Annotated in this window: 23 protein-coding genes; 5 read left to right on the forward strand and 18 right to left on the reverse strand. The window is 70.0% G+C overall.

Translation table 11 applies throughout. The annotated features are described in order from the left end of the window. Window positions 1-3: 3 nt before the first annotated feature. The 7 genes from QN163_07320 to QN163_07350 all read right to left on the reverse strand — a co-directional run bounded on the left by QN163_07320 (window position 4) and on the right by QN163_07350 (window position 7831). On the reverse strand, window positions 4-1143 hold the full coding sequence (locus tag QN163_07320) for a cystathionine gamma-synthase (protein ID MDR5683817.1): 1140 nt from the start codon (window positions 1141-1143) through the stop codon (window positions 4-6). A 100-nt stretch (window positions 1144-1243) separates the two neighbouring features. Further along, window positions 1244-1984, reverse strand: a complete 741-nt coding sequence (gene lipB, locus QN163_07325; protein ID MDR5683818.1) for a lipoyl(octanoyl) transferase LipB — start codon at window positions 1982-1984, stop codon at window positions 1244-1246. Between the two features lie 58 nt (window positions 1985-2042). Continuing rightward, window positions 2043-2861, reverse strand: a complete 819-nt coding sequence (locus QN163_07330) for a hypothetical protein (protein ID MDR5683819.1) — start codon at window positions 2859-2861, stop codon at window positions 2043-2045. Window positions 2862-2899: 38 nt separating this feature from the next. Further along, window positions 2900-4063 (reverse strand): ABC transporter ATP-binding protein, encoded by a 1164-nt coding sequence (locus QN163_07335; GenBank protein MDR5683820.1) that lies wholly within the window; start codon window positions 4061-4063, stop codon window positions 2900-2902. Between the two features lie 124 nt (window positions 4064-4187). Beyond that, window positions 4188-5873, reverse strand: coding sequence for an iron ABC transporter permease (locus QN163_07340; protein ID MDR5683821.1), 1686 nt, complete (start codon window positions 5871-5873; stop codon window positions 4188-4190). 74 nt (window positions 5874-5947) lie between these two features. Next, on the reverse strand, window positions 5948-6931 hold the full coding sequence (locus QN163_07345) for a Fe(3+) ABC transporter substrate-binding protein (protein MDR5683822.1): 984 nt from the start codon (window positions 6929-6931) through the stop codon (window positions 5948-5950). 228 nt (window positions 6932-7159) lie between these two features. After that, entirely contained in the window at window positions 7160-7831 is a 672-nt protein-coding gene (locus QN163_07350; GenBank protein ID MDR5683823.1) for a metal-dependent transcriptional regulator, read from the reverse strand. Between the two features lie 89 nt (window positions 7832-7920). Between QN163_07350 and QN163_07355 the strand changes: the two genes are divergently transcribed. Continuing rightward, window positions 7921-8307, forward strand: coding sequence for a hypothetical protein (locus QN163_07355; GenBank protein MDR5683824.1), 387 nt, complete (start codon window positions 7921-7923; stop codon window positions 8305-8307). A gap of 17 nt (window positions 8308-8324) precedes the next feature. Here the strand turns inward: QN163_07355 and QN163_07360 are convergent, their stop codons facing one another. The 10 genes from QN163_07360 to QN163_07405 form a co-directional block, all read right to left on the reverse strand. Then, window positions 8325-9029: an ABC transporter ATP-binding protein gene (locus QN163_07360; GenBank protein ID MDR5683825.1), complete on the reverse strand. Its 705-nt coding sequence runs from the start codon at window positions 9027-9029 to the stop codon at window positions 8325-8327. After that, window positions 9029-9772: an ABC transporter ATP-binding protein gene (locus QN163_07365; GenBank protein MDR5683826.1), complete on the reverse strand. Its 744-nt coding sequence runs from the start codon at window positions 9770-9772 to the stop codon at window positions 9029-9031. Before QN163_07365 ends, QN163_07360 begins: the two co-directional genes overlap by 1 nt. Further along, window positions 9769-10758, reverse strand: coding sequence for a branched-chain amino acid ABC transporter permease (locus QN163_07370; GenBank protein MDR5683827.1), 990 nt, complete (start codon window positions 10756-10758; stop codon window positions 9769-9771). The genes QN163_07365 and QN163_07370 overlap by 4 nt, the downstream gene beginning before the upstream one ends. Before the next feature lie 13 nt (window positions 10759-10771). Next, the gene (locus tag QN163_07375; protein ID MDR5683828.1) at window positions 10772-11692 is read right to left on the reverse strand and encodes a branched-chain amino acid ABC transporter permease; all 921 of its coding nucleotides are present in this window, start codon (window positions 11690-11692) and stop codon (window positions 10772-10774) included. A 69-nt stretch (window positions 11693-11761) separates the two neighbouring features. Continuing rightward, the gene (locus tag QN163_07380; GenBank protein MDR5683829.1) at window positions 11762-12934 is read right to left on the reverse strand and encodes an ABC transporter substrate-binding protein; all 1173 of its coding nucleotides are present in this window, start codon (window positions 12932-12934) and stop codon (window positions 11762-11764) included. Continuing rightward, entirely contained in the window at window positions 12931-13365 is a 435-nt protein-coding gene (locus tag QN163_07385; GenBank protein ID MDR5683830.1) for a RidA family protein, read from the reverse strand. The genes QN163_07380 and QN163_07385 overlap by 4 nt, the downstream gene beginning before the upstream one ends. Continuing rightward, window positions 13362-14984, reverse strand: coding sequence for an AMP-binding protein (locus tag QN163_07390; GenBank protein ID MDR5683831.1), 1623 nt, complete (start codon window positions 14982-14984; stop codon window positions 13362-13364). The genes QN163_07385 and QN163_07390 overlap by 4 nt, the downstream gene beginning before the upstream one ends. Next, window positions 14984-16147: an acyl-CoA dehydrogenase family protein gene (locus QN163_07395; protein MDR5683832.1), complete on the reverse strand. Its 1164-nt coding sequence runs from the start codon at window positions 16145-16147 to the stop codon at window positions 14984-14986. Before QN163_07395 ends, QN163_07390 begins: the two co-directional genes overlap by 1 nt. A 23-nt stretch (window positions 16148-16170) precedes the next feature. After that, window positions 16171-16980 carry an enoyl-CoA hydratase family protein gene (locus QN163_07400; protein MDR5683833.1) on the reverse strand — a complete coding sequence of 270 codons (810 nt, stop codon included), beginning with the start codon at window positions 16978-16980 and terminating at the stop codon, window positions 16171-16173. Window positions 16981-16985: 5 nt separating this feature from the next. Beyond that, on the reverse strand, window positions 16986-17477 hold the full coding sequence (locus QN163_07405; GenBank protein ID MDR5683834.1) for a MarR family transcriptional regulator: 492 nt from the start codon (window positions 17475-17477) through the stop codon (window positions 16986-16988). Window positions 17478-17580: 103 nt separating this feature from the next. Here QN163_07405 and QN163_07410 point away from each other — a divergent pair, with 103 nt between their 5' ends. The 4 genes from QN163_07410 to QN163_07425 all read left to right on the forward strand — a co-directional run bounded on the left by QN163_07410 (window position 17581) and on the right by QN163_07425 (window position 22960). Next, entirely contained in the window at window positions 17581-18357 is a 777-nt protein-coding gene (locus tag QN163_07410) for an SDR family oxidoreductase (protein ID MDR5683835.1), read from the forward strand. Window positions 18358-18367: 10 nt separating this feature from the next. Further along, window positions 18368-19924 carry a benzoate-CoA ligase family protein gene (locus QN163_07415; protein MDR5683836.1) on the forward strand — a complete coding sequence of 519 codons (1557 nt, stop codon included), beginning with the start codon at window positions 18368-18370 and terminating at the stop codon, window positions 19922-19924. 76 nt (window positions 19925-20000) lie between these two features. Beyond that, window positions 20001-20849 (forward strand): LLM class flavin-dependent oxidoreductase, encoded by an 849-nt coding sequence (locus tag QN163_07420; protein ID MDR5683837.1) that lies wholly within the window; start codon window positions 20001-20003, stop codon window positions 20847-20849. Further along, window positions 20846-22960 carry an FAD-dependent monooxygenase gene (locus tag QN163_07425; protein ID MDR5683838.1) on the forward strand — a complete coding sequence of 705 codons (2115 nt, stop codon included), beginning with the start codon at window positions 20846-20848 and terminating at the stop codon, window positions 22958-22960. Before QN163_07420 ends, QN163_07425 begins: the two co-directional genes overlap by 4 nt. Window positions 22961-22972: 12 nt before the next feature. Here the strand turns inward: QN163_07425 and QN163_07430 are convergent, their stop codons facing one another. Next, window positions 22973-23764: a creatininase family protein gene (locus QN163_07430; GenBank protein MDR5683839.1), complete on the reverse strand. Its 792-nt coding sequence runs from the start codon at window positions 23762-23764 to the stop codon at window positions 22973-22975. Window positions 23765-23861: the final 97 nt, after the last annotated feature.

Below are 23861 nucleotides of genomic sequence, written 5' to 3' on the forward strand. Positions count from 1 at the left end.
CGGTCACTTTAGGGCTTGTGCCAGGTCCTCCACGAGGTCGTCGGGGTGTTCGATGCCCACCGACAGGCGGATCAGTCCGGGGTCGACCTGCAGCGGGGATCCGCTCAGCGACGCGTGGGTCATGCTCGCCGGGTGGTCCAGCAGGCTCTCCACGCCCCCGAGGCTTTCGGCCAGCAAAAACAGCCTCGTGCGCGACGCCACGCGCCGCGCGGCCTCCTCGCCCCCTCGCACGACGAACGACACCATCCCGCCGAACCCGCGCATCTGGCGCGCGGCCAGCGCGTGGCCCGGGTGGTCGGGCAGCCCCGGATAGTGCACGCGCTCGACGCGCGGGTGCTCGACGAGGAAGTTCGCGACGCGCGCGGCGTTGCGCTGGTGCTGTTCCATCCGTGCGGCCAGGGTGCGGATGCCCCGCAGGACCAGCCAGCAGTCAAACGGCCCGGGCACGGCCCCGACAGCGTTCTGGTGGAACCGCAGGCTCTGGGCGATCCGATCGTCGTCGGTGACGACGGCCCCCCCGACGACGTCGGAGTGACCCCCCAGGTACTTCGTCGTGGAGTGCACGACGACGTCGGCGCCCAATCGCAGCGGCTGCTGGAGGTACGGAGACGCGAAGGTGTTGTCCACGACCGTGCGTGCGCCGCGACGGCGCGCCATCTCGGACAGCGCCGCGATGTCGAGGATCTTGAGGTAGGGATTGGTGGGGGTCTCGATCACGACCATCTTGGTTTTGGGGCGGAACGCCCGCTCGGTCGCATCCAGGTCCGTCATCGGCACGAAGTCGCAGTCGATGCCGTACCGCCGCAGCACCCGAACGAACAGGCGAAACGTACCGCCGTACACGTCGTCGGGCAGCAGCACGTGATCACCCGGATCCAGCAGGTAGGCGACGGTCGTGATGGCCGCCATCCCGGATGCGAAGGCCAGGCCGTGGCGCGCCTCCTCCAACGAGGCGAGGGCGGTCTCCAGTGCGGTCCGGGTCGGGTTTGCGGTGCGGGCGTACTCGTAGCCCGTGTGCTCGGCGGGCGCCCGCTGGCGGAACGTGCTGGTCGCGAAGATGGGGACCGTCACGGCACCGGTGACCGGCTCCGGCTCCTGGCCGTCGTGGATCGCGCGCGTCTCAAAGCGGTGGCGGCGGCTCATCTCGGCAGCAGTCTATCACGGGGCGACCCGCATCGTCCGTCTGCTTACGGGTCAGAGCGCCAGGGCGACCCCCGTCGGGTCCCCTGCGACCCGAAGTCGACTAGACGGAGGCGGCTGCGGAGGGGAGTTCCTCCAGGGCCGTCGCGCAGAGAGCCACCTGGAAGACGTCTTCGAATGCGCGGCCGTACGCGTCCCGTACGATGCCGAGGTCCTGGGGAAAGCCCAGAAGCCTCTCCATCGAAGTCGGCACGTAGGCGATCCCGCAGGGATTGATCACGTCGAAGTGCGCGAGGTTCGTGTTCACGTTCAGCGCAAACCCGTGCATGGTGACGCGCCTCTTGACCGCGACGCCGATCGCGGCGATCTTCTTCTGTCCGACCCACACCCCCGTAAACCCCGGCCGCGTTGCGCCTTCGATGCCGAAGGCGGCCAGGCACTGGACGATGGTCCGCTCCAGCATCCGGACGTATCCGACGACGTTCTCGTCGTAGGCGCGCAGGTCGACGATCGGGTAACCGACGAGCTGTCCCGGGCCGTGATAGGTGACGCTGCCACCCCGCTCGACGTCGAACACTTGGAATCCCTGCCGCCGCAGCGTCTCGCGCGGGACCGGCAGGTGCTCGGGGCGGGTCGCGCGGCCGCAAGTGATCACGGGTGGGTGCTCCACCAGCAGCAGGACGTCGGGGACCTCGCCGCGCTGCCGGGCCATTACCAGCCGGCGCTGCAGATCCCAGGTTTCGCGGTAGTCCGCCGTCCCAGGAAGATCCAACCGCCAGACGCTGCGTCGCGCCATGCGCACCACGCTCCCCCGGCGCCCGCGTTGGAGGCCGTCTCGTCTCATTCTAGCCCTCCCGGCCGGAGGAGACCCGCCTGCCGCGGGTCGAAGGGCAAACAGATCGTCAGGGGGCGATCACGCCGCTGAAGGTGGTGACCTCCAGCCCGCGGGCCCGCAGCGCCTGCAGGAAGGGCGTGAACCCGAGGGAGTCGCTGGCGATGTGGCCGGTGACGATGAGGTTGCCGCGCCCGTCCCGGCGCAGGCGCTGCAGCTCGGCGTAGTCGATGTGGATGTAGACTACGGTGTCAACACCGTGTGCAAAGCAGGTGCTCGCGACGTCGTAGCCTCCATTCGTCAGCGCACCGTGGGCGACGACGACGTTGCCCGCGACGCTGTCCGCCGATCCCAGACGCACCTCGACCGCGGTCTGCGCGTTGGTGATCTCCGGGAGACGCCCCAGGGCGCGGGCGAGGTCCCCGACCGTGGCGTGCGGGTCCTCGGATTGGACATGGCGGACGACCTCGATCATCCGACGGCGGCCAACCTCGTCGAGCGGAGCGTGGACGTTGAGGAAGGGGATGCCGAGCAGGCGCGCGACGGACGGCACGTGATCGTAGTTCCACACGTGGGCGCGCACACGATAGGCGTCGACGCGATCGGCCACAGCCGCCAGCGCGGCGTCTTCCGGAACCCCCGCGGCCACCATGAACTCGACGTGGCGCAGGTAGACCTTCCACGCATCGGGCGTGGCGTTAACCGGATGGTGCGCGACGACACAGTCGAAACCGAGCTGCCGTGCCAGCAGCAGCTCGGCGGGACCGACGTCGATGCCGAACAGCACGCGCCGGATCCGGTCGCCGCGGACGTAGATCGCCGAGTCCTCCGGGATGCGGGCGAACCCGGCCAGGTCCAGTGCTACCTGCATGATCTCTTCGGTCGTCATCGCGTGCGGCGGCCGGCGGGCCCGACCCGTCTACGCGCTCACCGTCCGATCTCCGGGCTGCCGTCTGCCGGGAAGACGATCGGGTGCTCGCAGACCGGTTCGATGCGCACGCGTGTGCCGGGGGGAAGTGGCCGCACACCCGTCTGGCGGCAGCGGAGGACCGCGCCGGACGGCAGCCGCACGTCGTAGGCGTTCTCGGAGCCGCGGAAGTAGCGGGAGACCACGACGCCCGGGCCGTCATCGGCGACGTGCAGGCGCAGGTCCGACGGGCGCAGCATCACCTCGACGCGCATGCCCTGGGGGAGATCCAGACAGTGGAAGTCGCCCAGCTCGGTGACCACCCGATGGTCCGCCACGTATCCCTGCACAAACCCCGCCTCGCCCACGAAATCGGCGACGAACCGGCAGGCCGGCGCGTGATAGATCTCCTCGGGCGAGCCCACCTGCCACAGCCGGCCGCGGCTGAGGACGCCGATTCGATCGGCGATCGCGAACGCCTCCTCCTGATCGTGCGTCACGAGGATCGCCGTCGTCCCCGCGGCCTTGAGGACCCGGCGCAGTTCGGCGCGCATGCCGGCGCGCAACTCCGCATCCAGGTTGCTGAGCGGTTCGTCGAGCAGCAGGACCTGCGGGCCGGGGGCCAGCGCCCTCGCCAGAGCGACGCGCTGCTGCTCACCTCCGGACAGTTCGTGCGGGAAGCGCCCCGCCAGCCGATCCAGCCCGACGAGGGCCAAGACCTCTTCGACGCGTCGGATGCGGTGCGCACGACTCCAGCGGCGCAAGCCGAACGCCACGTTGTCTGCGACGTTGAGGTGGGGGAACAATGCGTAGTCCTGGAAGACCATGCCGACGCCGCGCACCTCCGGAGGCACCCAGCGTCGGCCCGCGACCGTGCGGCCCGCGATCTCGATCTCGCCGACGTCGGGCACCTCCAGGCCGGCGATCAGCCGCAGCACGGTGGTCTTTCCGCAGCCGCTGGGCCCGAGGAGCACGAGGATCTCTCCGCCCCCGACATCCAGCGTCAGGTCGTGCACCGCTTCGACGTCCCCGTAGCGCTTGGTGACGCCGCGCAGGCGCACCTGGGCGCGGGGAGCTTCTGCCGACACGAACGATCCGGTCTGGGAGGGCGTGGAAGGTTGAGGAGGCTGAACGGCGCGCAGGGCGAACGCGAAGACGGGCCGCTTGGCTGAGTTTCCGACCAACCTGTGGGCCTCCAGAAAAGTTGAGCGGCCGACTCCAGATCGACTTTAGGTTATGCTAATGAGCATTTGGTGTCAATCCTACGGGCCGGCCGCAAGGGCTCCGTACTGATGCGCGGTGGACGTCCTAGAGGCTCGCTTCGCGCACAGGGCGCGAGCGGGAGATCGCCCGACTGAGCAGGATCACCGGGATGATCCCCACCACGACGATCGCCAGCGCCGCGGTCGAGGCCTGCGCCAACCGCTCGTCGCCGGCGAGCTGGTAGACGCGGATGGCCAAGGTGTCGAAGTTGAAGGGGCGCAGGATCAGCGTCGCGGGCAGTTCCTTCAACGCGTCCACGAAGACCAATAGACCGGCGACCAGCAGCGTGCCACGCATCATCGGCGCGTGCACGCGCAGCAGGGTGCTGCCCGGGCCGTGCCCCAGCGTGCGCGCCGCACTGTCCATGCTCGGACGGATGCGCAGCAGTCCCGCCTCCACCGTGTTCACCGAGACCGCAAGGAACCGGACGAGGTAGGCGTAGACGAGCGTGAACGCCGTCCCGCTGAGGAGCAACCCGGTCGAGCGGCCGAACGTTTGGCGCGCCCACGCGTCCACGGTGTTGTCCAACCAGCCGAACGGGATCAAAACGCCCACCGCGATCACCGCGCCGGGTACGGCATACCCGAGCGTCGCGATGCGCGCAGCCAACCGCATCAGCCGCGTGGGGGCCAAGCGCACCCCGTAGGCGACGACGCCGGCGACGACCACGGCCAGCGCAGCCGCCAGCGCGGCGAGCGTGAAGGTGTTGGTGGCGAGGCGTACGAACGTGGCCCCGAACAGGGGGTCGCCGGCGACCCACGACAGGTGCATCAGCACGCCGGCGGGCAGCAGGAATCCGACCGCGGGCGGAAGCGCGCAGGCGACCAACGCCCCCGTGGCGCGCACGCCTGCCAGTCGGTAGGCCGGCAGATCGTGGGTACCGACCGAAACGTGGTGGAATCGGCGCTGTCCGCGTGACAGCCGCTCCACGCCGAGGACGGCGAACACGAACACCATCAACAGCGCGGCGAGTTTGGCGGCTCCGACCGGCGAGCCCAGGCTGAACCACGTGAGGTAGATGCCGGTCGCAAAGGTGTCGACCTCGAAATGCTTGACGGTCCCGAAGTCCGCCAGCACCTCCATCGCCGCCAGAGCGACCCCCGCAGCGATGCCGGGCCGCGCCAGCGGCAGCGCCACCCGGAAGAACGTGCTCCACGGGCCGTGCCCGAGCGTGCGGCTCACCTCCAGCACGGCGACCGATTGCTCCAAGAACGCCGCACGCGCAAGCATGTATACGTAGGGATACAGGGCGAAGGTCATGACGGCGACCGCGCCGCCCAACGATCGGATCTGGGGGAACCAGTAGTCGCCCCGGCTCCAACCGAACCACTCGCGCAGCGCGCTCTGGACCGGTCCGGCGAACTGAAGCAGATCCGCGTAGGTGTACGCCAGCAGGTAGGCGGGGACCGCCATCGGCAACAGCAGCAGCCACTCGCACACGCGTCGTCCGGGGAAACGACACATCGTGACCAGCCAGGCGGTTCCCACGCCGATGACGAGTGAGCCGGTGCACACGCCCAGCACGAGCCACACGGTGTGGACGACGTAGCGCGGCAGCACCAGCGCCGCGAACTCGACCCAGATCCGGTCCGCCGGCACCAGCAGACTGGCCATGACCGCGACGACCGGCAGCGACAGGACGACGGCCACCGCGGCGGCCGCGGCGGGCAGAATCCAGTGCAGCGACGTTCCCGCCGCGTCGAGCCGCGGGGGAGGTGGGAGACGTCGCACGGCCTCCGTCCACGCAGGGATGCCCACAACCGCTCCCGTGCCCCCCTCCCCGAGGAGAGGGTCTCACGACCGCTTCAGCGCCAGCCGGCCGCGATCATGATCTGCAGGGCGCGCGCACTGTTGGCGGCATACGCGCGCGCATTCAGCGAGTCCTCCAAGAACGCACCCAGGCCGAGGCCAGCCACGGGGCTGGGTACCCCGTCCAGGATCGGGTACTCGTAGTTGCCGCGGGCGAAGATCGCCTGGGCCCGCTCCGATGCGAGGTACTCGAGGAAGGTCACCGCTGCCTGGCGGTTCGGCGCGGTGGCCACTACGCCTGCACCGCTGATGTTGACGTGGACCCCGCGCTCGCCTGGTCCCTGGTTGGGGAAGAAGATGCCCACCTTCTGGGCGACGGCGCGGTCGGATGCGCTGTGGGAGTTCACCAGCCGCACGTAATAGTAGTGGTTGACGATGGCGACGTCGCCTTCGCCTGCCGCGATCCCCTTGATCTGGTCGGTGTCGCCTCCCTGCGGCGGCCTCGCGAAGTTCGCCACCAGTCCGCGGACCCACTGCTCGGTGGCCTGCGCGCCGATGCGCTCGATCATCGCGCCGACCAGCGACTGATTGTAGACGTGGCTGGAGGAGCGCACCAGCAGCTTGCCTCGCCAGCGCGGATGCGCCAGGTCCTCGTAGGTGGACAGGTCGGCAGGCCTTACACGGTCGCGAGCGTAGGCGATCACGCGCACACGCTTGGAGAACCCGAACCAGTAGCCCTCCGGGTCGCGCAGGCTGGCCGGGACCCGCTGGTTGAGCAGCGGCGAGGCGACGCGCTGGAACAGCTCGGCCTGCTGGGCCCTCCACAACCGACCCGCGTCGACCGTGATGAGCACGTCCGCGGGGCTATTGCGCCCCTCCGCTCGGATGCGCTCGATCAGCTGGTCGGCATCACCCTGGATGACGTTGACGCGGATTCCGGTGTGAGCGGTGAAGCCGTCCCACAGGGCCTGGTCGGTGTCGTAGTGCCGCGCGGAGTAGATGTTGAGCCGACCGGTCTGGGCGACGACGGGAGAGGACATCGGAACGAAGACGAGCCACAGGACGGCGCAGACCACCAGCCAACGGGTTCGCATGGGACGGGCACCTCCCCGTAGAGTCAAAAGTTGACTATCTAGGTCAACTTATTTTTAGGATATGGGCGCCATCTCTGGTTAGTCAATCCTAACCTATAGGGGTAGGATCGGCCGGCAGGGTCCGGGACTCCTGACCTATGGTGTGATTCGGGAGCCGGCGGTGCGGGTACGAGCTCAGAGCCGACTCACGCGGACACGGGAGGCCGCCTCCGGGCCGATGGCCCTGCGGTGGCCGTTCGTCTGGAAGAAGATGGGCCCGTTGAAGGGTGCCACCTCCTCGACGAGCAGTTCGGCACCGGGCACCAGGCCGAGCGAGCCGAGGTAGCGCACGAGTTCGGCGTTCTCTTCCGGGATGCTGCGGACCCTGCCGCGCTCCCCCGCGCGCAGATCGGCGAGGCTCGCCTCGGGAAGCGAGTCGATGCGGCCGTCGCGGCACGGGATCGGCTGGCCGTGGGGGCAGTGGGTGGGCGAACCCAGGACGGCCTCCAGGCGTGCTTCCACCTCCGGGCTGATGACGTGCTCCATCTTGCACGCCTCGTCGTACACCCTGTCCAGAGCAAGCCCGAGGACGTCGGTGAGCAGGCGTTCGGCCAGGCGCAGGCGGCGCACGACGCGCACGGCGACGTCGTAGCCCTCGGGCGTCAGGGCCACGCCCTCTTCGGTGGGGCGAACGAACCTCTGCTGCTCCAGCCGCTTGAGCATCTCGGACGCCGACGGCACGGAGACGCCCATGAACTCCGCGACCTTCGAGACCGTCGGAGGCGGTGCGCTCTGCTGGATCGCAAACACCGCCTTGAGGTACATCTCGGTGCGTTCGGTCTTGGCGATGTCGTGCGTGGTCACCATGCCCGACCCCCAGCCCAAACGATAACATAGGACCACGGCGGCCCGCAGGCGGACGACGCCGGGATGCGCCGAGGGCAGAGAGAGCCGCAGTGGCCCACCGGAAACTTGCCTCCTTCCAGCGCCACGCAAACCTGATCCGCGCCGCGCGCAACTGGTACGAGTCGCACGGATACGCGCGCATCTTCGCGGACGTGCCGGGCATACGGCCGCCGCGTTCGATCCACATCGCCGGATCCGAACCCTCCCGGCCAGACCTCACTTGCCGCGACGCGCGCAATAAACTGGTCGTGGTCGAGGCGGAGACCTGCGACACCCTCGACCTGCCGGAAACCGCATCGCAGTGGCGTCTGTTCCGGCAGTACGCCGACGCCGCGGGCGGAGAGTTCCACCTGGTCGTCCCGGAGGAGTGCGCGCCGGCCGCACAGCGCCGACTCCAGGTGCTGGGGATCCGGGCCGACCACGTCCTGGCGCTGTAGGAGGACAGCGCCCCGGGTCACACGCTAAGGTACCGCCGCCAGACGTCTGGGGCCGCGCGCAGCTCTTCTGAAGAGCCCTGCCAGACGACGCGGCCGCGCTCGAGCACGAAGTGGTGGTGGGCCAAGTCGAGCAGGCGGTGGACGTACTTGTCAATGAGCAGGATCGCCTGGCCGCCTTCGTTCAGGCGGCGCAGGCAGCGCCAGATCTCCTCGCGCAGCATCGGAGCCAGCCCCTCGGTGGCCTCGTCGAGGATCAACAGATGTGGGTTCGTCATCAGGGCCCTGCCGATCGCGAGCATCTGCTGCTCGCCGCCCGACAGCTGGTCGCCGTAGCGGTTCAGCCGCTGGCCCAGACGAGGGAACAGGTCCACGACCCGGTCCAGCGTCCACGGGTGGGCGCTGCCGTTGCGGTTGGCGGCGAACGCGACGAGGTTCTCCCGCACGGTCAGGTTGGGGAAGACCTGGCGTCCCTCCGGCACGAGGGCAACCCCCAGGGCTGCGATCCGCTCCGGCGGCCAGCCCGCGATCGCGCGGCCGCGGAACTCCACCCGACCGGCGCGCGGGGGCACCAGACCGGTGATCGAGCGGACGGTGGTCGTCTTGCCCATGCCGTTGCGGCCCAGCAGCGTCACGACCTTCCCGTCCTCGACGGCGAGGTCGACGCCGAAAAGCACCTGGCTGTTCCCGTAAAACGTCTGCAGGCCTTCCACGCTTAGCAGCATCAAACCGCCTCCCCCAGGTACGCGCGGTGCACCTCGGGGTTGGCGCGGACCTCGTCGGGCCGACCGGAAGCCAGGACCCGGCCGTCCACCAGCACCGAGATCCGGTCCGCCGCGCCGAAGACGACATCCATGTCGTGTTCGACGAGCAGGATCGTGACCTGCTTTTTCAGGTCTCGGATCAACTCCAGCATGCGCCGCGACTCCTCCAGACTCATGCCGGAGGTCGGCTCGTCCAGCAGCAGCAGCTTGGGACGGCAGGCCAGCGCCAGGGCCACCTCGACCTGGCGCTGCTCCCCGTGGGACAGCGCCTGCACCGGCACGTGCAGGCGGTCTGCGAGGCCGACCTGCCGTGCGAACGCGGCTGCCTCGTCTTCGAGGTCCCGCTCGCGGTACACGGGGTGCCAGAAGCCAAACGAGCTCCCCGTCCGCGCCTGGACCGCGAGGGCGAGGTTGTCCACGACGGTGTAGCCCCAGAACAGGTTGGTGACCTGGAACGTGCGGGCGATCCCCAGCAGCGTGCGCCGGTGCGCGGGCAGGCGGGTGACGTCGTCGCCGGCGAACGCGATCCTGCCCTCCGTCGGCGGCACGACACCCGCGACCAGGTTGATGAACGTCGTCTTGCCGGCGCCGTTGGGACCGATGAGCGCGTGGACCTCGCCGGGTGCGACGTCCAGGTCGCACCGCCACAGGGCAACCACCCCACCGAAGCGCTTGCTGAGACCGCGGACTTCCAGCAGGCTCACCGGGGCCGCCCTTCCAGGATGCCCGCGATCCCACGCGGCGCGAGCAATACGACCGCGAGCAGTACTGCACCCACCCCCAGTTGCCAGTGGATCGTGACGCTGTGGAACACCTCCTCCAGCGCCACCATCGCCGCGGCTCCCAACACGCCGCCCCAGAACCTGCCCACCCCTCCGAGGATCACCATCAGCATGAGGTGGCCGGACTGCGGCCAGCTCAGCATGTACGGAGACGCATACTGCGTGTAGTGGACCATCAGCACGCCCGCCAGCCCGGTGATCGCGCCCGAGACCGCGAAGGCGACCAGCTGGTACGGATAGGCGGAAAAGCCGATCGCCGTCGCCCGGGACTCGTTGTCCCGGATCGCCTGCAGCGCCCGCCCGAAACGGGCGTGCACGATCCTCCACAGCAACCACAGGCAGACCACCAAGACGGCCAAAACCAAGTAGTAGACCTCCACGTCGCCCAGCGGGAGCCCGAAGTCCGTCCGCGGCGCGCGCAGCCCGTCCTCGCCGCCGTACTGTTTGAAAGAGATCACGCCGTAGTAGAACATCTGCGCGAACGCGAGCGTGATCATGATGAAGTACAGACCTCGCGTGCGCAGACAGATCGCAGCGACCGCCGTCGCCACCGCTGCCGCCACGAGCACCGCGGTCGGCCATACCACCCACGCCGACGTCGTGCCTTCGCGAGCGAGGACGGCCACGGTGTACGCCCCCAGACCGAAGTAGGTCGCATGCCCGAAGCTCACCAGGCCGCCGAAGCCCAGGACGAGATTCAGGCCGCTGGCGGCCAAGGCGAACACCATCGCCTTCGTGACCAGGCCCATGTAGAACTCCAGGCCCCAGGCGACGGCCGCCGGCGGAAACAGCGCGACCAGGGCCGCGGGCAAGACGCCCAGCGCCGCCTTGGGCCACGCCGACCCCGGCGCCCGCGCGGCGACATCGGGGCTGGCCGTCACCGATCGGGTGTGCTCGTCCGCGGCCACCGCCCACTCCGAGCTAGATCCGCACCGGGAACAACCCCTGCGGTCGGAAGAACAGCACGATCGCCATGAGGAGGTAGATGAGGATCGACGCCAGCGCCGGGCCGAGGTTCGACGCCACTTCGGGCGACGCCAGCCGCACCAGCAGCATCGGGAGGAACGCCCGGCCGGCCGTGTCCACCGTGCCCACGACGATCGCACCCAGCAGCGCGCCCTTGATCGATCCGATGCCCCCGATGACGACGACGACGAACGCCAGGATCAGGATGCTCTCGCCCATGCCGACCTGAACCGCGAGGATCGGTCCCAAAAGAGCGCCGGCCACCGCGCACAGGGCGGCGCCCGCGGCGAACACCACGGTGAAGACCTGCCGGATCGGCACCCCCATCGCCTGCGCCATCGCGCGGTTCGATGCGCCGGCCCGCACCCACATCCCGATGCGCGTCCGGTGGATCAGCAAGAACAACGCGACGGCCAGCCCCAGGCCCGCACCGATGATCGTCAGGCGGTAGGCGGAGTATCCCAAGTCCGGCAACACCCGCACCGGCTGGGCCAGCTCCGAGGGGACCGACAGCAGCAGGGCGTGCGGACCCCAGACGATCCGCACGCCCTCGTTGAAGATCAAGATCAGAGCGAACGTCGCCAGCACCTGCGTGAGGTGGTCGCGGGCGTACAGCCGTCGCAGCACCGAGACCTCCAGCAGCGTCCCGACGACCGCGGTGGCCGCGACCGCCAGCGCCGCGCCGACCCAGAAGGATCCGGTGACGCCGATGAAGGTGGCCGCCAGGTACGCCCCGATCATGTACAGCGAGCCGTGCGCTAGGTTCACGACATCCATGATGCCCAGGACCAGCGTGAGACCGGCGGCGAGCAGGAACAGCATCAGGCCGAACTGCAGCCCGTTGAGCAGCTGCTCCACGACCAACGACAGTGGGATGTCCGACATGGTCGCCTCGCGCGGGAACAGACACCGCTCCGCGGCGTCCTCCGACCGGACGGGCGCCTCCTACAGGCGACAGCGGCCGACGTAGGCGTCGCCGTGGTTGCGGAAGATCGTGCCGCGCAACCGATTGACGATCTCGCCGTTGGTCTGCTCTTCGACCTGCCGCAGGTAGTAGTCCTGGATCGGATACCCGTTGCGGTTGAACCGGACGCGTCCGCGGGTGGTGTCGAAGCCCGCCAGGATCGCGCGCCGAATGTCCGCCCTGCGGCCCAGGTCGCCCCCGACGGCCCGCAGAGCGTGGTCGAGGGCAAGCGCCGCGTCGTATCCCTGTGCCGCATAGAGCGCCGGCACCCGGTTGTAGGTGCGACGGAAGTCTTCGACGAACCGGCGGTTGATGGGGTTGAAGATCTCCAACGCCCAGTGCGAGCTGTTGAACACCCCCACCATCGGCCGCCCCACCGCGCGGATGATGTCGGCGTCGGCCGAAAATCCGGGCAGCAGCAGCGGGATCTCCCGCATCAGCCCAGCCTCCGCGTACTGCTTATTGAAGTTCACCCCCATCGCACCCGGGTAGAAGGCGTACACGGCCCTGGGGCGGGCGGCACGGATCTGTGCGATCTCCGCCGAGTAGTCCAGCTGGCCCAGCCGCGTGTACACCTCGCTCACCACGCGCCCCTTGTAAAAGCGCTTGAATCCGTTGAGCGCGTCGCGCCCGGCCGGGTAGTTCGGCGCGAGGATGAAGGCGGTCTCGTACCCGCGCAGCTGCGCGTGGTGTCCCATGGCCTCGTGCAGGTTGTCGTTCTGCCAGGCGACGTTGACGAAGAATGGGTTGCACTGCTCGCCGGCGTACTCCGACGGCCCTGCGTTGGGGCTGATGTAGAAGGTCTGGTTCGCGAACACCATCTCCCCGACCGCCAGCAGCACATTCGAGAAGATGATCCCGGTGACGAAGTCGACGCGGTCGCGCCGCAGCATGCGGTCCACCGCGGTGCGCGCGACCTCGGGGTTCTGCTCGTCGTCAGCGACCACGACCTCCACGCCCAGCCCGCCGAGCCGGTTGCCGAGGTGCCGCAGCGCGAGGTTGAAGCCGTCGCGCACGTCGATCCCCAGCGCCGCGCCGCCTCCGGACAGGGTGCTCACGAACCCGATCTTGACGGCGCGCGGCTGCGCGCCGACGGGCAGCGCCGCCACCACCAGCAACGCAACGACGAGGTAAGCGATCCTGCAGCCGATCATCGTTGTGTCCCCCCTTCCGGTGTGGGAATGACTGCCGTAGCCTCGATCTCCACCTTTGCGCGCGGTTCGACCAGAGCGGAGACCTCCACGACCGACATCGCCGGGTAGTGGCGGCCGATGACCTCGCGGTAGACGGCACCCAGCGCCGGCAGGCTGCGCAGGTACTCCTCCCGATTGGTGATGTACCACGTGAGGCGCACCAAGTGGTCCGCTCGCGCGCCCGCGGCCGCCAGCAGCTCGACGACGTTGCGCAGCGCGCGGTCGACCTGCCCGACGAAGTCATCGGTCTCGAACTGGCCCTCGCGGTTCCAACCGAGCATGCCGGCCAAGAAGACCAGACGACCGGAGGCCACAATCCCGTGGGCGTACCCCTGCGGCCGGGGCCACCCCGGCGGCTGGACGATCGCCCAAGCGTCGCCGGGCACCGTCACGGCCGCACCTCCCCGGCCTCGCGCTCACGCAGCACGTGACGCTGCAGCTTGCCCGTCAGCGTGCGCGGGAGTTCGGAGCAGAACTCGATCGCCCGCGGGTACTTGTACGGGGCGATCCGCCGCTTGACAAACCCCTGCAGTTCCTGGCGGAGGTCTTCCGATGGTTCGAAGTCCGCACGCAGGACGACGTAGGCCTTCACGACCTGCCCGCGTTCGGGGTCTGGGACCCCGGCGACGCCGCACTCGGCCACCGCCGGGTGCTCCAGCAGCGTGTCCTCCACTTCCGGCGGTGCGATGTTGTAGCCGGCGGAGATGATCAGGTCGTCGGTGCGCGCCTGGAAGTGAAAGTACCCGTCCTCGTCGAGCAAGCATGCGTCGCCGGTCACGTTCCAGCCGTGCTGCACGTACTGCCGCTGCCGCGCATCCGCCAGGTACCGGCATCCGGTGGGTCCGCGCACCGCGAGGCGACCGACCCGCCCCGGCGGCAACACGTCGCCCCGTTCGTCGAGCAGACAGGCCTGGTAGCCAGGCACGGCCCTGCCGATGGCTCCGGGGCGGGCTTCTTCTTCTCGGTGGGAGACGAAGATGTGCAGCATCTCGGTCGAACCGATGCCGTCGATGATCTCGACGCCGCTGACTTCCTTCCATTGGTTGCGGGTCGACGCCGGCAGCGGCTCGCCAGCCGAGACGCACTTGTACAGATGTCGCGGGCGGTGTTGGCGCCACAGGGCCGCCAGCGCGCGATAGGCGGTTGGCGAGGTGAACAGCACGCGGACGCCGAACTCCGCCACTGCCGCGAGCAGCAGATCGGGAGAGGCGCGCTCCAGCAGCAGCGACGACGCGCCGATCCGCATCGGAAAGGCGACGAGACCGCCCAGCCCGTAGGTGAACGCCAGCGGCGGGCTGCCGGCAAACAGATCGTCCGGATCGGCCCGCAGCACGTGGGCGGCGAAGGTGTCGCAGATCGCCAGCACGTCCCGGTGGAAGTGCACGCACCCCTTGGGCTCGCCGGTGGTCCCCGAGGTGAAGGCGACGAGCGCCGGGTCGTCCGAGGATGTGTTCACCGGGTCGAAGTCTGCCGGATGCGTCGCGGCCAGCCGCTCCAGCTCGCCGCCCTCCCCCCAGTAGGCGATGCGGCGCAGCACCGGGGCGGCGGCGCGGGCATCCTCGAGCTCTGCCGACAGACGCGCGTCCGCCAGGGCGTGCGAGATGCGGGCTTTCTCGATGATCGGTACGAGTTCGCGGGCACGCAGCAGCGGCATCGTCGCCACCACCACGCCCCCGGCACGGAGCACCGCGAACCAAGCCGCAACCAGCATCGGGGTGTTGGCCGAGCGCAGCAGCACGCGGTTGCCCGGCACCAGGCCCATGTCGCGAACCAGCACGTGCGCGATGCGATTGGAATGCTCCAGCAGCTGCCCGTAGGTCCACACGACGCCCGGCGCGCGGATGCAGGGCCTTTCGGGATGCCGGCGCGCCCCGCGGTCGAGCAGTTCGACCGTGCAGTTCAACCGATCGGGGTAGCGCAGCTCCGGGAGGTCGAAGACCAGCGGAGGCCACGCGTCGGGCGGTGGGAGGTTGTCCCGCACGAATGTGTCCGCGTGCGCCGTCGCGGCCATCACGATCCCTCCTCTCGTTCCCGCAGGAGCTCGCGGCCGACCACCAGCTGCAGCAGCTCGGTCGCCCCCTCGTAGATGCGCAGGGCGCGGATCTCCCGGTACAGTGACTCCACGACCTGGCCCCGCCGGACGCCCAAGCCGCCGTGGATCTGGACGGCGGCGTCGATGATCCGTTGGGCGCTCTCCGTGCTGAACGCCTTGGCCATCGCCGCCTCGCGCGTGACGCGCCGGCCGCGATCAGCCATCCATGCGGCGCGGTAGGTCAGCAGTGCGGAAGCCTCCAGCTGCGTCGCCATCTCCGCCAGCCGGGCGCGCGTGAGCTGGAAGTCCGCGAGCCGCTGCCCGAACAGGACCCGAGAAGTCGCCCGCGCGACCGCCTCCTGCAGCGCGCGCTCGGCAAACCCGACGGCGGCGGCGGCCACGGACGAGCGGAACACGTCCAGCGTGGCCATGGCGATCCGGAAGCCCTGGCCCGGCGCGCCGATGACCTGGCGACCGCAGACCTCGCAGCTCGAAAACGTCAGGGTCGCCAGGGGGTGCGGGGCGATGACCTCGATGCGTTCGGAAATCTCCAAGCCCGGCGCGTCCGCGTCCACGACAAACGCGGTGATCCCCGCGGACCCCGGCCCGTCGTCGGTCCGGGCGAAGACGACGTAGAAGTCGGCGATGCCGCCGTTGGAGATCCAGGTCTTCTGCCCCTCCAGCCGGTACCCTTCGCCGTGCGGAACCGCACGGCATCGCAGCGCCGCGGCGTCGGATCCTGCGTCGGGCTCCGACAGAGCGAACGCCGCGATCGCCTGACCCTCCGCCACGCGCGGGAGGTAGCGGCGCTTCTGGTCGGGGCTGCCGAACAGCGTGATCGGCCCGGATCCCAGCCCCTGCATCGCGAACGCGAAGTCCGCCAGGCCCCGGTGCCGTGCGAGGACGTGTCGGATCAGGCAGATCGCGCGCACGTCCAGTTCGTCCGCAGCCCCTCCGTACTCCCGTCCGGCGACGGCGTGGCGCAGCCATCCTGCCTGTCCCATCGCGCGCACCAGCCCGCGGCACGCCTCGTCCGGGTCGGCTTCCTCAAAGGGACGGAGATGCGCCGAAGACCACCGCTCCAGCGCGCGCTCCAGCTCGCGGTGGCGGTCCTCGAACAGGGGAAGGTCCAGCAGGCGCATCGACAAAAGCCTCAAGGGGCGCGTCAGTCCCCGCGGAAGGTCGGCGCCTGCCGGTGGACGAACGCCTCGTAGCCGCGCCGGAAGTCCTGAGTGCTCATGCACAGGGCCTGCGCCTGGGCTTCGGCCTCGATCGCCTCGTCCAGCCCCATCGACCACTCCTGGTACAGCATCCGCTTGGTCATCGCGTGGGCAAACGTCGGACCGCCGGCGATCTCGCGCGCCAGACGCCGCACCGACGGCAACAGGTCGTCGGGCTCGCACAGCCGGTTGAAGAAGCCCCAGCGCGCGGCCTCCTCGCCGTCCATCGTGCGTCCCGTGTACAGCAGCTCGGCGGCCCGGCCCTGCCCTACGATCCGGGGCAGCAGCGCGCACGCACCCATGTCGCACCCGGCCAAACCGACACGGTTGAACAGAAAAGCGATGCGGCTGCGCGCCGTCCCCAAGCGCAGGTCGGCGGCCATCGCCAGCGCCGCTCCCGCTCCGGCGCAGACCCCGTCCACCGCTGCGACGATCACCTGGGGACAGGTCAGCATCGCACAAACGACCGCGCCGGTCATGCGCGTGAAGCGCAAAAGGTCCGGCGCCCCCATGCGCACCAGAGGTCCGATGATCTCGTGCACGTCGCCGCCGGAGCAGAAGTCCTCGCCGGCTCCGCACACAACCACGGCCCGCACGTCGTCGGCGCGGCCGAGCATCTGGAACAGGTCGCGCAGCTCCCCGTACGTCTCGAAGGTCAGCGCGTTCTTGCGGGCCGGCCGGTTCAGCGTCACCGTCCCGACACCCTCGTCCACCTCCCACAGGAAGTGTTGGGCGCGGTAGTCGGCGAGTGGCACTCCCTTCAATGTGCCGCCTCCCTCTTCCGCACGCTCTGCTTGAGCCGCCCCAGCAGCGCGTGCAGCGTCTCGATGTCCTCCCCTGACAGGTCGGAGAAGAGTTCAACGATCCACGCCTCGTGCGTCCGCGCCATGCGTGCGAACGCCCTCCGGCCGGCCGGCGTCAGGTGCACGAGGACGGAGCGCCGGTCCTGGGGGTCGGCGCGGCGTCGGATCCAGCCCTCCGCCTCGAGGCGGTCGACGAGGGCCGTCACGTTCCCGGTGGTGACCATCATGCGCCGCGACAGCTCGCCCATGCGCAGCCCGCGGGGGTTGCGCTCCAGCTGCGCCAACAGGTCGAAGCGCGGCAGCGTGGTCCCGAACCGGCGGCGCAGCCGGCGGCGGATCTCGGCGGTGATGAGGTTGGTGCACGTGAGCAGGCGCAGCCACAGCCGGACCGCCCGGTGGTCGTCCGTGTGGAGGCGGCTTTCCAGGTCGGATGCTTCGGAGACCGCCACGCCCGCCCTCAGAGTGCTTCAAGTTTGCGATTCTCGAACTTAAAGGAATTTCCTCCTGCCCGCCAGGGGCTGCGCGCGGCTCCGGCGAAACACCGAACTGCGGATGGATCTTCGGGGACGCGTGGCATTCGTCACCGGCGGCGGGCGGGGCGTGGGCCGGGCCTGCGCGGCAGAGATCGCGCGCGCTGGCGCCGCGGTGGCCCTCGCCGCCCGCAGCGCGGACCAGATCGGTCGGGCGGCGGCGGAGGTCGAAGCCAGCGGAGGACGGGCGATCGGTGTGGTCTGCGACGTGACGGATCGGCGACAGGTCGAAGCAGCGGTGGCGCGGACGCGGGAGGAACTCGGCCCGGTCACGGTGCTGGTCGCCGCCGCCGGAATCGCCCGAGGCATGCCGTTTTCGGAGACCACCGACGCGGACTGGGAGGAGCACCTGCGCACCAACGCCACCGGCGCTTTCTACGCGATCCGCGCCGTGCTGCCCGACATGCTGGACGCCGGCTGGGGGCGCATCGTCGCGGTGGCCTCGGTGGCCTCGAAGGCCGCCTCCCGCTACACCGCCGCCTACACCGCCTCCAAGCACGCGCTGCTGGGCCTGATCCGGTCGGTGGCGATCGAGTACACCGACCGGGGAATCACGGCCAACGCGGTGTGCCCCGGATATCTGGCCACCGACATGACCTTCCGCAACATCGAGCGGATCAGCGCCCGCAGCGGACGCCCGCCCGAGGAGGTTCGCAGGATCCTCGAACGGTTCAGCCCCCAGCGGCGCCTGTTCACCGCCGAGGAGGTGGCCTCGCTCGTGGCGTTCCTGTGCAGCGACGCTGCACGGGGCATCAACGGACAGGGGTTGGTGCTGGACGGCGGGGCGGTAATGTCGTAGGGAGCGCGACATGGTCACCTACGAGGATGTGCCCGCGCGTTTCAACCTGACCCGCTACTTCCTCGACCGCCACCTCGAGGAAGGACGGCAGGACCGGACCGCGCTCGTCTGCGGCACCCGCCGGGTGACCTACGGCGAGCTGGCGAGCTTGGCCAACCGTGTGGGCAACGTCTTGCGGGAACTGGGCACCGAACCCGAACACCGGGTGCTGCTGGCGCTGTCCGACGGCGTAGAGTTCGTCGCGACCTGGTACGCGGCGCTGAAGATCGGTGCGGTCTCCGCCGAGGTGTACACGTTTTTGACCGTCGCGGATTACGCGTACTACCTGGACTACGTCCGCCCCCGTGTGGTTGTCACGGATCCCGTGACCCACGACCGGATCCGCGACGCGGCGCGCCAGACGAACTTCCGGGGCCGGATCCTGGCGGTGGGCGTGGAAGACCTGCGTCCGGGCGAGATCAGCTTTGACCGCGCGGTGGCCGAAGCACCTGATGAGCTGCGCGGGGAGGACACGGCCAAGGACGACTTCGCCCTGTGGAAGTTCACCACGGGCACGACGGGCCGGCCGAAGGCGGTCGTCCACTGCCACTACGCACCCTATCTCAGCTTCTGGAACTACGCCCAGGAGGTGATCCGCTACAGGCCAGACGACGTGGTGCTGCCGGTGCCGAAGCTGTTCTTCGGGTACGCCCGCGACTGCACGGCGCTGTTTCCGTTCGGCGTGGGCGCATCCGGCGTGGTCTTCCCGGAGCGTTCCACCCCTGAGCGCATGTTCGAGCTGATCGCCGCGCACCGCCCGACGATCCTCGTGCTGGTGCCGACGATGATCCACGCGATGCTCGCGCACGCCCAGGCCGGGCGGGCCGACCTGTCGTGCGTGCGCTTGGCGACCTCTGCGGGCGAGGCGTTGCCCGCGGAGCTGTATCACCGGTGGAAGGCCGCCTTCGGGGTCGAGGTGCTGGACGGCATCGGGTCGTCGGAGCTGTACCACATCTACATTTCGAACCGGCTCGACGACGTGCTCCCGGGCAGCGTCGGGCGTCCGTGTCCCGGATACCGCGCCGAGGTCCGCAACCCGGAGGGCGCCTCCCTGCCCCCGGGCGAGGTCGGGGAGCTGTGGGTGTGGGGCGAGACCGCGGCGCTGCTGTACTGGAAGGATCGCGGCAAGTCCGTGCGCACCTTCCACGGCAACTGGGTGCGCACCGGCGACCTGTTCTCGCAGGACGAAGACGGCCGCTTCTTGTACCGGGGCCGAGCGGACGACCTGATGAAGGTGGGCGGCATCTGGGTCGCGCCGATGGAGATCGAGGCCTGCCTGCTCACGCATCCGCTGGTCGCCGAGTGTGCGGTCGTGCCCTATACAGAAGGCGGGCTGGTCCTGCCGCGCGCGTACGTCGTACTGCGGGAGCCACAGCGCGCCTCGCCGGAGGTCGCGCGTGAGCTGCAGGCGTACGTGCGGGGACGCCTCAGCCCGCACAAGTTCCCGCGGGACGTCCATTTCGCTGAATCGCTCCCGCGCACACCGTCGGGCAAGGTCGACCGCAAGCAACTGCGGAGCACCGAATGATCGAAGCATTCGCAAACCGGCCGTGCTGGCGCGCAGAAGACGCCAAGGCCGGGGACCTAGCCATCGGAGGGGAGGGGTGAGCATCCGAATCGGCATCGGGCTCCCCAGCGGCGTCCCGGAGGTGAGGGGCGAGGTGATCATGCGCTGGGCGCTTCGCGCCGAGCAGGGGCCCTTCGCGAGCCTCGGCGTGATCGACCGTCTGGCCTACGACAGCTACGATCCGCTGATCGCGCTGGCCGCGGCGGCCGGTGCGACGCAGCGTCTGAAGCTGGTCACCGCGATCCTCGTCGGACCGCTGCGCAACACTGCCCTGCTGGCGAAGGCGATTGCCTCGCTCGATCAACTGTCGGGCGGGCGGCTGGTCGTCGGGTTGGCGGTGGGCGCCCGGGAGGAGGACTACGACGCCGCCGGTGTCGACCACCGCGGACGGGGCGCGCGGCTTTCCGAGCAGCTGCGCCGGCTGCGGCAGATCTGGGAAGAGGGCAGGATCGGTCCTCCGCCCGCCCGAGCCGGGGGGCCGCCGTTCCTCGTGGGTGGGTTCAGCGACGAGGCCTTCGCGCGGGCCGCCCGCTACGCCGACGGCTACTTCCACGGCGGCGGCCCACCCCGCGCGTTCGCGCGCGCCGCCCAGGCCGCCCGCGCCGCATGGGTCGACGCCGGCCGGCCGGGACGCCCGCAGCTGTGGGGGCAGGGCTACTTCGCCCTCGGCGACGACGCCATCGAGCAGGCCGTCCGCTACATGCGGGACTACTACGCGTTCACCGGCCCGTTCGTCGAGAAGATCGTCGAGCAGTTGCTGACCACGCCGCAGAGGATTGTCCAGTTCGTGGAAGGCTACGCCGAGGCGGGGTGCGACGAACTCGTCCTCTTGCCGGCTGTGGGAGACCTCGACCAGATCGACCGGCTCGCAGAGGCGCTGCCTTGAGGGTCGCCATCGTTGGCGGCGGACCCGCCGGCCTGTACCTCGCCCTGCTGCTGAAGAAGGCCGACCGCAGCCGCGAGATCACAGTCTTCGAGCGTAACCCGCCCGATGCGACCTACGGGTGGGGCGTGGTGTTCAGCGATCGCACGCTCGCCGAGTTCCGGGAGGCCGACTACCGGACCTATCGGGAGATCACCGACCGGTTCGTCCTGTGGGACGCGATCGACGTCTGGGTCCACGGCGAGCGGGTGCGTTGCGGCGGGCACGTCTTCGCGGGCATCGCACGCACGGCGCTGCTGGGCATCCTGCAGCGCCGCTGCGCGGACCTCGGCGTGCGGCTCGTCTTCCGCGCCGAGGTCACCCAACCATCCGACCTGCCGCCGCATGACGTGCTCGTGGGCGCCGACGGTGTCCACAGCATCGTGCGCTCGTGGTACGAGGACGCCTTCCGGCCGACGATCGCGTACGGGCGCGCCCGGTACGTGTGGCTCGGGACGCGCCGCACGCTGGGGGCGTTCACGTTCGCGTTCCGCCCGACCGAGTGGGGGCTGTTCCAGGCCCACGCCTATCCGTACGACGGCCGCACGAGCACGTTCATCGTCGAGTGCGCCGAGACGACGTGGCGTCGGGCAGGCCTGCAGGAAGCCGACGAAGAGCAGACGCTGCGCCGATGCGAGGCCATCTTCGGGGACGTGCTGCGCGGGGAGCCACTGCTGTCGAACAACTCGCGGTGGATCCGCTTCCCCACCCTTCGTGCGCACGCCTGGCACTTTGGCAACGTGGTCTTGCTGGGCGATGCTGCCCACACCGCGCACTTCTCGATCGGTTCCGGTACCAAACTCGCGATGGAGGACGCGATCGTGCTCGCCAACGCCTTCGAGGCGCACCGGGACGTCGAGGCGGCGCTGCGCACCTACGAGGGCGAACGCCGGCCGATCGTCGAAGCGTTCCAGCGCGCCGCCGCGCAGAGCCAGCGGGCGTTCGAGACCACGGACCGCACGATCCGGCTGGACCCGATGCGGTTCGCGTTCCACCTGCTCACCCGAAGCGGCCGCATCTCTTACGACGATCTGCGGCTACGCGACCCGGCGTTCGTCGACCGCGTCGACGGGCACCTCGCGCGCGAACGGGACCGGCTGCGCCTGCCGCCCCCGCCCGCCCACCTCCCCTTCACCGTGTGCGGGCTGCGCCTGGACAACCGCGTCGTCCTGCGACCGGCGGCCGCGTGCGGCGCGACCGACGGCGTGCCAGCCAGTTCGCACCGGGATGCGCTGGCCCGACTCGCCTCGAGGGGGGCGGGGCTGGTGCTGACCGAGATCGTCGCGGTCCTGCCCGAAGGGCGCATCACGCCCGAAGACGCCGGGCTGTACCGACCGGAGCACGCGGCGGGTTGGGCAGCCATAGTCGGGGCGGTGCACGCGGAGGGGGCGAGGGTGGGCGCGGTCCTCGGACACGCCGGGCGCCGGGGCGCCACGCGGCCGCGCCGCTTCGGTGTGGACGTCCCCCTCCGCCAACCCTGGACCCTGCTGGCGCCCAGCCCCGTCCCGTACCTGCCCGAAAGCCCCGTCCCCAAGGAGATGACCGAAGCGGACATGGACGCGGTGCGGGCGGCCTACGTGCGGGCTGCCCGGATGGCGCGCGAGGCCGGCTTCGACCTGCTGCACCTGCACTTCGGATGCGGCTACCTGCTGGCGAGTTTCCTGTCTCCCCTGACGAACCGGCGCACCGACGCCTACGGCGGGACGCTCGAGAACCGTCTGCGGTTTCCGCTCGAGGTGTTCGCCGCGGTGCGCGGGGAGTGGTCGGGGCCCGTGGGGGTGGCCCTGCCCGCGTCGGACCGAGCGCGCCGCGGCATCGGCGAGGCCGACGCGCTGGCGATCGCCCAGGCGTTCAGGGACGCCGGATGCGATCTGGTCGAGGTCACCGCCGGCCAGACGGTCTCCGACGACGACCCGACCTATGGGCCGGGCTTTTTGGTGCCCTTCGCCGACGCGGTACGCAACGGGGTCGGTGTCGCGGTGCTCGTCGCGGGCGGCCTGGCCTCGATCGGCGACGTCAACACGCTGGTGGCCTCCGGCCGCGCCGATCTGTGCGTCCTGGAGCCGTGGGACTAGGGGCGGATAAGGCTAGCCGCCGAAGCGGCCGGGCCGGTCCCGGCCGCCGGTCCCCCGCGTGAGCGCGCGGACCGTCTCGACGAGCATCTCGGCAAGGATCGCGAAGGTGGCTTCCCCTTCTTCGGCGGTCGCGTGTGCCGGCGATCCACAGTAGGCCCGGTCCAGGCCCATCGCCCGGAACTCGCGCACGCCGCGACCGATCGCCTCGACGAGGCTGACGGGTACGGCCGGCAGCGACCGCATCGTCTGCACGTCGACCAGATCCGGGCGTTCGGCGAGCACCAGCGACGTCTCGTACTGGCCTCCGTGGCAGGCACCGCTGCGGAACTCTTCGGTCAGTCGGCGCGCTCGGGCGCTGCGGGTCAGGTCGCAGAACCCGACGACGCAACCCGTGGTGGACTCGACCTCGTCCAGGGCTCGGTGGATCGTCCGTACGTGCTCGGGCTCGAAGTGGTTGTTGACGACGACGACGTACCGGAAGCCCTGCCCCAGCAGGGATGTGCAGATCCCCACGAGCACGCCGTGCAGCGTCTGCTCGGAAAACCCGACCGCACCGGAAAAGCCCGCCGCGTACCGTGTCACACCGTAGGGGACGGGCGGCAACACCAACAGCCGTACGTCGGGATCGTCGGCGAGGCGATCGGCGGCGCGGCGGCACGTCCCCACGGAGATCAGCAGGTCGGTGGACAGCGGCGCGTGCGGCCCGTGCGGCTCGACCGCGCCGAGCGGGAGGAGCAAGACCGGCGCCCGCCCGCTACGCAGGAGCGCGTCGACGTCCGGCCAGCGCAGGTCGGCGAACTCCATGTCCCGATTGTAGTCGAAGGCGGCGCAGGGGTCCGCCAAACCTGGCGATGGCGCGGGGGCGGGGGTACTATCGAGGAGCGAGGGCCCGCAGCGTCCG

This window comes from Armatimonadota bacterium (genome assembly GCA_031432545.1).
GTDB lineage: Bacteria > Sysuimicrobiota > Sysuimicrobiia > Sysuimicrobiales > Sysuimicrobiaceae > Caldifonticola > Caldifonticola tengchongensis.

Excerpts from the sequence above, each read along its gene's own strand:
- QN163_07320 (MDR5683817.1), bottom strand. The coding sequence starts at position 1,143 with ATGAGCCGCCGCCACCGCTTTGAGACGCGCGCGATCCACGACGGCCAG.
- lipB (MDR5683818.1), bottom strand. The coding sequence starts at position 1,984 with ATGAGACGAGACGGCCTCCAACGCGGGCGCCGGGGGAGCGTGGTGCGC.
- QN163_07330 (MDR5683819.1), bottom strand. The coding sequence starts at position 2,861 with ATGACGACCGAAGAGATCATGCAGGTAGCACTGGACCTGGCCGGGTTC.
- QN163_07345 (MDR5683822.1), bottom strand. The coding sequence starts at position 6,931 with ATGTCCTCTCCCGTCGTCGCCCAGACCGGTCGGCTCAACATCTACTCC.
- QN163_07350 (MDR5683823.1), bottom strand. The coding sequence starts at position 7,831 with ATGGTGACCACGCACGACATCGCCAAGACCGAACGCACCGAGATGTAC.
- QN163_07360 (MDR5683825.1), bottom strand. The coding sequence starts at position 9,029 with ATGCTGCTAAGCGTGGAAGGCCTGCAGACGTTTTACGGGAACAGCCAG.
- QN163_07380 (MDR5683829.1), bottom strand. The coding sequence starts at position 12,934 with ATGATCGGCTGCAGGATCGCTTACCTCGTCGTTGCGTTGCTGGTGGTG.
- QN163_07390 (MDR5683831.1), bottom strand. The coding sequence starts at position 14,984 with ATGGCCGCGACGGCGCACGCGGACACATTCGTGCGGGACAACCTCCCA.
- QN163_07395 (MDR5683832.1), bottom strand. The coding sequence starts at position 16,147 with ATGCGCCTGCTGGACCTTCCCCTGTTCGAGGACCGCCACCGCGAGCTG.
- QN163_07410 (MDR5683835.1), top strand. The coding sequence starts at position 17,581 with ATGGATCTTCGGGGACGCGTGGCATTCGTCACCGGCGGCGGGCGGGGC.
- QN163_07415 (MDR5683836.1), top strand. The coding sequence starts at position 18,368 with ATGGTCACCTACGAGGATGTGCCCGCGCGTTTCAACCTGACCCGCTAC.
- QN163_07430 (MDR5683839.1), bottom strand. The coding sequence starts at position 23,764 with ATGGAGTTCGCCGACCTGCGCTGGCCGGACGTCGACGCGCTCCTGCGT.